Genomic DNA, 471 nt, shown 5'->3' with positions numbered 1-471 from the left:
AAAAAAAAGTTCTGAAGCCCGTGCAGCGTCGCCACGTGGCTCAACACTTACGCGACGCCTATCGCATCTCGACCCGCCGAGCCTGCCAGCTCGTATCGCTACAGCGGTCGAGCTGGTATTACCAGCCGCATGGGCGGGATGATACGGTGCTGCGCCAGCGGTTGCGGGAACTGGCCCAGATACGCGTGCGCTACGGTTGCCAGCGCCTGTTTACGCTGCTGCGTCGAGAAGGCTGGCCCGACAACCACAAGCGCGTCCACCGCCTCTACTGCCTGGAAGGGCTGCATTTACGCAGTAAACGGCCCAAGCGCAGCCGGGCTGCGGCGCATCGGCTGGAGCGGGTTGAATTGCAGCGGCCGCATCAGAGCTGGAGCATGGATTTCGTAGCCGATCAGCTCTTCGATGGGCGCAAGATCCGGGCCTTAACAATAGTCGATAATTTTAGTCGCCAGTGCCTGGCCATTCACGTCG

Annotated in this window: 1 protein-coding gene; it reads left to right on the top strand. The window is 61.1% G+C overall.

Annotation, left to right across the window (positions count from 1 at the left end; all coding sequences use genetic code 11):
- Window positions 1-471 (top strand): IS3 family transposase (locus D0N36_RS19255; protein ID WP_147320991.1); only part of this gene is annotated, 471 nt, incomplete at both ends.

Origin of the sequence: Hymenobacter lapidiphilus, from assembly GCF_003417065.2 — a bacterium.
GTDB lineage: Bacteria > Bacteroidota > Bacteroidia > Cytophagales > Hymenobacteraceae > Hymenobacter.
This window is presented reverse-complemented; position numbering and strand designations above follow the sequence as displayed.